4 protein-coding genes and 1 pseudogene are annotated in these 8,153 nt (G+C 69.4%); all 5 read left to right on the top strand.

Annotated elements, in window-relative coordinates:
- Window positions 1–772 (top strand): annotated as a pseudogene (locus KBZ07_RS12705) (hypothetical protein); the annotation flags it as partial.
- A complete protein-coding gene (locus KBZ07_RS12700) occupies window positions 769–4,473 on the top strand; it encodes a UvrD-helicase domain-containing protein (protein ID WP_254931957.1) in 3,705 nt (1,234 codons plus the stop codon). The pseudogene KBZ07_RS12705 and the gene KBZ07_RS12700, both read left to right, overlap by 4 nt.
- A complete protein-coding gene (locus KBZ07_RS12695; RefSeq protein ID WP_254931956.1) occupies window positions 4,470–6,038 on the top strand; it encodes an ATP-dependent RecD-like DNA helicase in 1,569 nt (522 codons plus the stop codon). The genes KBZ07_RS12700 and KBZ07_RS12695 overlap by 4 nt, the downstream gene beginning before the upstream one ends.
- Before the next feature lie 26 nt (window positions 6,039–6,064).
- Entirely contained in the window at window positions 6,065–6,430 is a 366-nt protein-coding gene (locus tag KBZ07_RS12690) for a phosphomannose isomerase type II C-terminal cupin domain (protein WP_254931955.1), read from the top strand.
- 296 nt (window positions 6,431–6,726) lie between these two features.
- Window positions 6,727–8,153, top strand: a 1,427-nt coding sequence (locus KBZ07_RS12685) for a DEAD/DEAH box helicase (protein ID WP_254931954.1), incomplete at its 3' end; no start/stop codon positions are given.

Here is an 8,153-nt window from a genome sequence, read left to right as displayed (position 1 = left end):
CCCCCACCCCAACCCCAACCCCACCCCCACCCCCAACCCCAACCCCAACCCCAACCCCCACCCCAACCCCAACCCCAACCCCAACCCCAACCCCAACGACATCGACCTGGCCGAGAGCGCCACCTGGCTGGAGCGGCACCGGGGCCAGGGCCTGTTGCCGCCCCTGGCGGCCGGTGAGCTTGAGGCCGGTGTGTTGAGCCAACGCTGGCGCAGCCTGCAGGCCAGCCTGGAGGCCCTGGGGCCCGAGCACCGGGACCAGGCCCAGTGGCAGGGCTGGCATCAGGAGCTGCTGTGGCGAGGTTCCTCATTGCTGGTGCTGCATACGGCCAAGCCCCGCAGCCGCCACCGGCTTGAGCTGTGGCTGGCGCTGCTGCTGGCCGCCGCCGCCGACCAGGCCCCCAGCGGCGGGGTGGTGGTTGCCCGAGGCGAGCGTGACTTCGGCGTGGCGCTGCGCCTGCTGGCGCCGGAGAGGGATTTCGCCCAGCGGGAACTGCAGCGCCTGGAGGCCCTGCGGCAGCAGTGGCGCCATCGCTGCTGGCCGGTGCCGCCTGAGACCGGCTGGGCCCTGCTCGAGAAGGGGCCGGAGCAGGCCATCCAGACCTGGGAGGGCTCCAGCCAGCGGGGCCCCGGCCAGCTCCGTGGCGAACGCCAGGAACCGGAACAGGCCCTCTGTTTCGGCAGCGACCTCAGCGGCGCCAGCCTGCTGGCCAGCGGGGTGGTGGCCGCCCAGGCGGAGGAGCTGCTGGCTCCCCTGCGCCAGCAGCTGCCATGACGACCCTGCCTCCCTTGGCCGAGCAACCCTTTGAGGCCAATGCCTTCCCGCTGGATCCGGGCATCCGCCTGCTCGAGGCCAGTGCCGGCACCGGCAAGACCTTCGCCCTGGCCCAACTGGTGCTGCGCTACGTGGCCGAGGCCGAGCTGAGTTTGCGTCAGCTGCTCGTGGTGACCTTCACCGATGCCGCCGCTGCCGAACTGCGGGACCGCATCGGCCAGCGGTTGCAGTTGGCCCTGGCCTGTCTGGATGATCCGGCGCTAGAGGCCCCCGATCCCACCCTGGCCAAGTGGCTGGAGCGGCAGCGGCCCCGGGCGGGATCCCTGCGGGCCCGGCTGCTGCTCGCCCTCGAGCAGCTCGATGCCGCCGACATCACCACCATCCATGGCTTCTGCCGCCGCAGCCTGCAGCGCCAGGCCCTGGAGGCTGGCCTGCCCCCTGAGCTCCAGCTCGAAAGCGACAACGGCACCCTGGTGCGCCAGGTGGCCCACGACTACTGGCAGCGCCAGGTTTTGCACTTGAAAAGCACCCTGCTGGCCGGGCTGCAGCAGCGGCTGGGTGGCCCGGAGAGGCTGGAGAGCCTGCTGCGCCAACTCGATGGGGACCCGGCCCTCCAACTGGAGCCCCTGCCGCCGGAAATCGATGCTGATGGCCCCCTGGCCCCCCAGCTTGAAGCCCTCTGGGCTGGGGCCTGGTGTCGCTTTCAGCGGCTCTGGGGCGACCATGGCCGCGCCCTGGAGGCCGCTTTCTGCTGCTCCGCCGGCCAGTGGCGCGCCCTGGGAATTAAACCCACCACTCCCTACAGCCCCAGACCGACCAAGGACCGTTGCGGCCTGGTGGACGGCTGGATCGCCGCCCAGCCCAGCGGCGGTGACTATGGGGCCACGGCCGGCAGCGGCGGCGGCGCCGGGGGGCTGCTGCGCGACTACTTCCACCCGGGTGCCTTCCTCAAGCTGGCTCGCGGCATCGAAGGAGAGCGGCCATCCCTGCCGGAGCGCCCCCTGCTGGAGGCAATCGCCCAGGTGCTGGACGGGCCGGCGGAGGCCCTGCTGCTGCATGCCTGCCACTGGGGCCGGGCCGAGTTGAACAGGCGCCGCCGCCAGAGTGGCCGGCTCGGTTTCGCCCAGCTGCTGGAGGGCCTCGATCCAGGCGAGCAGGCCAGCACCCCCCTTTTGGAGGTGGTGGGGCAGCGCTACGCCGTGGCCCTGGTCGATGAGTTTCAGGACACCGACCCGATCCAGTGGCGAATCCTCTCGCGGGCGTTCCAGCCCGGCCGGCACCGGCTGGTGCTGGTGGGCGATCCCAAGCAGGCGATCTATCGCTTTCGCGGCGGCGAACTGGCCACCTACCTGCGGGCCCGCCAGGCCGCCATCGCCGGGGGCGGCATCAGCAGCCTCACCGACAACTACCGCTCCACCGAGGCCCTGATCGCAGGCCTCAACGGGCTGATGCGGCCGGGCCTGCGCCGCAGCGGTCTGCCCGTACCCCCGGTGCAGGCCAAAGTGATGGGGAGCGGCCTGGTGTTGCCTGAGGGGCAAGCCCCCCTGCAGTTACTTTGGCTCGGCGGCCAGCGCCGGGCCGGCCAGAAACCGCCAAGCCGCAGCAGCTTGGAGCGGCAACTGCCCGTCCAAATCGCCAGCTTCATCACGGCCCTGCTCAACCGGGGCCTGGACGCCAACGCCATCTGCCTGCTGGTGAGCACCCACCGCCAGGCCGAAGCCCTGCGGGGCGCCCTCGAAACCTGTGGCATCGCCAGCCGGCTGGTGAGCCAGGGGGATGTGTTTGAAAGCGCAGGGGCCACTGCCCTGCAACGGTTGCTGGATGCCCTGGCCGAGCCCGGCTGGGCCCAGCGGCTGCGGTTGCTGGCCGCATCGCCCCTGCTGGGCTGGAGTGCGGCCCAGATTGCCAAAGCCAGCCAGGACGAATGGAGCAGCCTGGCCGCTCGCCTGGCCCAGCTCGCCGCCCAGCTGCCCCGGCGGGGCCTTCTCGGCGTGCTGGCCAGCCTGTTGGAGCAGCGGCAGCTGGCCCGGCTCTCCCTGGGGGGGCGGGTGCTGGCGGATCTGCAGCAGTGCGGCGAGCTGGTGGCGGAGCGGATCCACTCAGACCAGCTGGGGGCGGCTGCTGCGGCCGACTGGTTGCGGCGGCTGCGGCTCGATCCAGACCGCTCCGTGCCCGACGCCCACCAGCCCCATAGCGATGGGGTGGATGCGGCCGTGTCGGTGGTGACCGTGCACCGCAGTAAGGGGCTGGAATACCCGGTGGTGATTTGCCCCTACCTGTGGCAGGCCCCCGGCGGCAGCCAGGGACCCCAGCGACTCGGGGTGCGCTGGACACCTCCGCAAAGCGGTGATCCCCTGCTGGACCTGCACCTGAACGGTCACTGGGGTACGGGCCATGCCGCCAGAGACCAACAGCTGCAGGCCGAACTGCAGGAGAGGGAGCGCCTTGCCTATGTGGCCGCCACCAGGGCCCAGCAGCTGCTCGTGCTGGCCTGGGGTCCGGCCCAGGGGCAGCAGGGCAACCCCCTCCACCCCTGGCTCTTTGACCAGGACGATCCCCCCTCTGCCCACCAGGATCCCTACGGGGGCCGCAGCGATGGCGAGTGGCGAGAGCTGCTGGAGCAGGAGATCGTCCGCCGCCAGCTGCAGCTCACCCTGGTGGATCCCCCCGCCGCCAGCGGCGCCCCCCTGCAGGCCTGCGCCCCCGTAGCGGCCGAGCCGCTCCAGCGGGGCCCGGTGCCCTTGGCGCCTTTCGACACCACCTGGGGGCGTAGCAGCTACACCAGCTGGACCCAGGCAAGCCACAGCGCCGCCCCCGAAGCCCTCGAAGAGGGCCGGGAAACCGATGCCCTGGCCAGGGAGCTCGAAGTCCAGCCCGGAGATGACCCGGGCCCCCTGGCCTGGCCAGAAGACGGCCCTTTGGCCAGCTTCCCCAGGGGCGCCCAGGCCGGGGATTGCCTGCACCGGATCCTCGAGCAGATCGATTTCCGCCAGAGCGTGGCCCACCAGAGCGAAGTTTGTGCCAGGGAGCTCCAGCGGGCCGGCATCGCCGCGCTCCATAACGAAGCGGTGCTGCTCGGCCTTGAGCAGCTGCTGGCCACGCCCTTTGGCGGGGAGCTGGGGGGTTTCCAGCTGGCCCAGCTGGCCCAGGCCGAACGCCTCAACGAGATGAATTTCGACCTGCCCATCACCCTGGTGCGGGCCAGCTCCCTGGCGAGTCCATTCGCCGCCCACCCCCAGGGCTGGTTCGGGGGCGCCTACGCCGAGCAGCTGGCCCGGCTGGAGCTGGCCAGCCAGGGCTTCCTCACCGGCTCGATCGACCTGGTGTTTCGCCACGGCGAGTGCTGGTGGGTGGCCGACTGGAAGAGCAACTGGCTGGGCGAGCGAGATGGCCAGGGCCAGCCCCTCCACTGCGGTCCGCGCCACTACGGCGCCGCCGCCATGGCCGCGTTGATGGCCACCAACCACTACCCCCTGCAGGCCCACCTCTATCTGGTGGCCCTGCACCGCTACCTGCGCTGGCGCCTGCCGGGATACAGCCCCCAGCGCCACCTCGGCGGCTACGCCTATGTGTTCCTGCGCGGGGTTCCCGGTGCCACCGAGGCGGGGGCTGGGACGGGGGCGGTGCCGGGAGTGTTTCTGGAGCGCCCGCCCCTGGCGCGGCTGCTGCAGCTAGACCAGAACCTGGGGGGGGCAGCATGAGCAGCTCGGCCCCGGCCCAGGAGCAACCGCGCTGGCTGCAGGCCCTGGCCGCTGCCCTGGGGGAAGCCCTGCCGCGGCTGCACGGCTGCAACCCCGATCCCATGGTGGCCGAACTGATCGGGGCCCTGGCCACGGCCCTGGCCGAGGGCCAACTGGAGATTGCCGTGCCCAGTGCCCTCCATCAACAGGCCCTGGCCAGATCGCCGCTGGCCGCCGAGCCCGATGGCCCGCTGGTGATGACGGATGGGCGATTGCAGTGGCGCCGCTGGCAACGCCAGCGGGAAGGGGTGCTGCAGCAGCTGATCGAGCGGGCCCAGCGGCCCCTGGAGGCCGGTGGCGGGGCAGCTCCCGCAGCCCAACTGGAGGGTCTCGACCCTGATCAGCAACGGGCCGTCAGGGCAGTGCTGGAGCAGGGCCTCGTGCTACTGGAGGGCGGCCCGGGCACCGGCAAGACGAGCACCGTGGCGCGCATGTTGGTGGCGCTGGTGGCCCAACAGCCGGCCAGTCGCCTCCAGCTGGCCGCCCCCACCGGCAAGGCCGCTGCTCGGCTGCGGGCCGCCCTGGCGGGCACAGACCTGCATCTCCCCTGCAGCACCCTGCACCGGTTACTGGAGAGCCGGGGCGATCGCTTCTGCCGCAATCGCCATAACCCCCTGCCTCTCGACCTGCTGGTGGTGGATGAGGTGTCGATGGTGGATCTGCCGCTGATGCAGGCCCTGCTGGATGCCCTGCCAGCCAGCTGCCGGCTGGTGTTGGTGGGCGATGGGGCCCAGCTGCCGCCGGTGGGTCCCGGCTCGGTGCTGCTCGACCTGCAGGAGCCCGCCCGTCGCCTCGCCCTGGGCAGCGCCGCCATTGAGCTGCGCACTACCTACCGCAACAACGGCAGTATCGCCGCCGTAGCGGCGGCGCTCCGGGATGGGGAGCAGCCGCTCGAGCCCCTGCTGGCCCGCATGCTGGACCCGGCGCCAGCCGACTCAAACCTGCAGTGGCTGCAGGCGCCCTCCCACTGCTTACCAGCAGCCCTGCTGGAGCGGATGCGGCGCCACCAGTTGGATCTCGAGCAGCTCTGCCGCCACTGGGCCCCCAATGATTCCTCTGCCACCAGCTCCCTGCTGGGCGCCCTCGATCGCTGCCTGGTGATGTCTCCGCTGCGCCGCGGTCGCTGGGGGGTCGGGGCCATCCACCAGGCTCTGCTGGGGGAAGCCGCCACCCGATCGCCCCAGCACTGGCCCCTCGGCACACCGGTGCTCTGCCGCCACAACCTGGTGGACTTTGGCCTGGCCAACGGCGATGTGGGCCTGGTGGTGGGGCATGGCGGCGAGCGCCGGCTGCTGTTTGCGAACCCGGGCAGCCCCGAGCCCCTCGGGATCCACCCGGCCCAGCTACCGGATGCCGAGCCCGCCCTGGCCCTCACGGTGCACAAGGCCCAGGGCAGTGAGGCTGAGGAGGTGTGGGTGCTGATGCCCGCCACCGGCCGGCCCCAGCAACGCTTGCTCTACACGGCCCTCACCAGGGCAAGGCAGCAGGCGACCCTGATCACGCCGGTTACCACACCCTTTAAATAGCCGCCCCGCCCCGCCAGAGTTATCTGGTGAGCACAACTGAAATCCCTAGCCCAGCTGGAAGGGTCGAGCGCCCCTGGGGTTGGTATGAATCCCTTGCCAGCGGCGAGCACTATCTGGTGAAACGGCTCCTGATTCGCCGCGGTCAGCGGCTCAGCTTGCAGAGACACCAGCACCGCTGCGAGCACTGGGTCGTAGTGGCAGGCGATGGCCAGCTGCAGGTGGCCGATGAACTGATCGCCGCTGCCGCGGGAACCAGCGTGTTCATCCCCCAGGGGGCCCTGCACCGGGCCAGTGGCGGCCATGGGGATTTGGAGATCGTCGAGGTGCAGCGGGGCGAGTGGCTCAGCGAAAACGACATCGAAAGGCTGGCCGACGATTTTGGGCGGATCTGATCTGCTGGACGGTCAGAGGACGGCGACAGGGGACGGCTAGGGGGGACGGCTAGGGGGGACGGGGATGGTGATAAAATATGAATCCAGCCTTTTTCAAGGGCAGGGCAGTTTTATCAATTTAATTGCGGGCAAGTAGCACTGAAAGGTTTGAACAAGCTGGCTAGCCGCGTGCGCGCCTGCTCGGGATTATCAACTCAGTAATCGTTGCCTTCATTGGGTTTCTGCCGGCCTGCGTTGAAGGACTTTCCCAGCCAGAGCTTTCCCAAGCCCTGCTTCACCAGGCCCAATTAAATCCAGTGACTGAAAATTCCAGCGGCAGCAGTTCACCCTGCTCCGCCGACCTTGACGCGGCTGCCAACCCAGCCGCAGCCGTCAATCTCTCTGCAGACCAGGGATTTGGCTGCTTTGGTTTTGGCTCCGAACTCCTCCAGGCCCTAGAGGCAATTGGCTACCGGGAGCCCTCGCCGATCCAGAAGGCAGCCATCCCCGAGCTGATGCTCGGCCGCGACCTGGTGGGTCAGGCCCAGACCGGCACTGGCAAGACGGCGGCATTTGCCCTGCCCATGTTGGCCCGCCTCGATCCGGCCGAGCGCAAGCCCCAGGTGCTGGTGCTTGCCCCAACCCGGGAACTGGCCCTCCAGGTGGCCGATGCCTTCAACAGCTACGCCTCCCAGCTGAATGGGGTTCGCACCCTGGCGATTTACGGCGGCGCCGATTTCCGCGACCAGATTCACCAGCTCAAGCGCGGTGTGCAGATCGTGGTGGGTACCCCTGGCCGGGTAATGGATCACATGCGCCAGGGCACCCTGGACCTCTCCAATCTGCGGGCCCTGGTGCTCGATGAGGCCGATGAGATGTTGCGCATGGGCTTCATCGACGATGTCGAATGGGTGCTGGAACAACTGCCTGAAAAACGCCAGGTTGTGCTGTTCTCAGCCACCATGCCTGCCGAAATCAGGCGCATATCCCAGAAGTACCTCAACAGCCCGGCCGAGGTCACAATCAGGCAGAAAGCTGCCGATGCCAGCCTCATCCGTCAGCGCTTTTTGATGGTGCATGCGCCCCACAAGCTGGCCGCCCTGGAGCGCGTACTCGAAGCCGAAACCAGTGAAGGCGTCATTGTCTTTGCCCGCACCAAGGCGATCACCATCACCGTGGCTGAATCCCTGGAACAGCACGGCTACGACGTGGCAGTGCTCAATGGCGATGTGCCCCAGGCCCAGCGGGAACGCACGATCGAACGGCTCAAAAGCGGCCAGGTGGATGTGCTGGTGGCCACCGATGTGGCGGCCCGCGGGCTCGATGTCGAGCGCATTGGCCTGGTGATCAACTACGACATCCCCTTCGATGCGGAGGCCTACGTGCACCGCATCGGCCGCACCGGCCGGGCCGGCCGCACCGGCGACGCCATCCTGTTTCTTACCCCGCGGGAGCGTCGCTTTCTGGGTGGGCTGGAGCGGGTCGTGGCCAAACCGATCGCAGAGATGGAGGTGCCCAGCAACGCCACCATCAACCAGAACAGGCTTGATCGCATGCGGGCCAAGCTCACCGGTTGCCTCCAGACCCCCGAGAGCAGTGAGCAGGAAAGGGCCCTGCTGAGCGAAATTCTGCAGCGGGTGGCCCAGGAGCAGGGCTCCAGCCCCGAGCAGTTGGCCTTGGCGGCCCTAGAGCTGGCCCTGGCCGGCAAACCCCTGCTGCTCCAGGGTGAGGAAAACTTCCATCA

Source organism: Cyanobium sp. BA20m-14, assembly GCF_024346295.1.
Note: the sequence above shows the minus strand (reverse complement) of the source record. Positions and strands in the feature narration are given on the sequence as shown.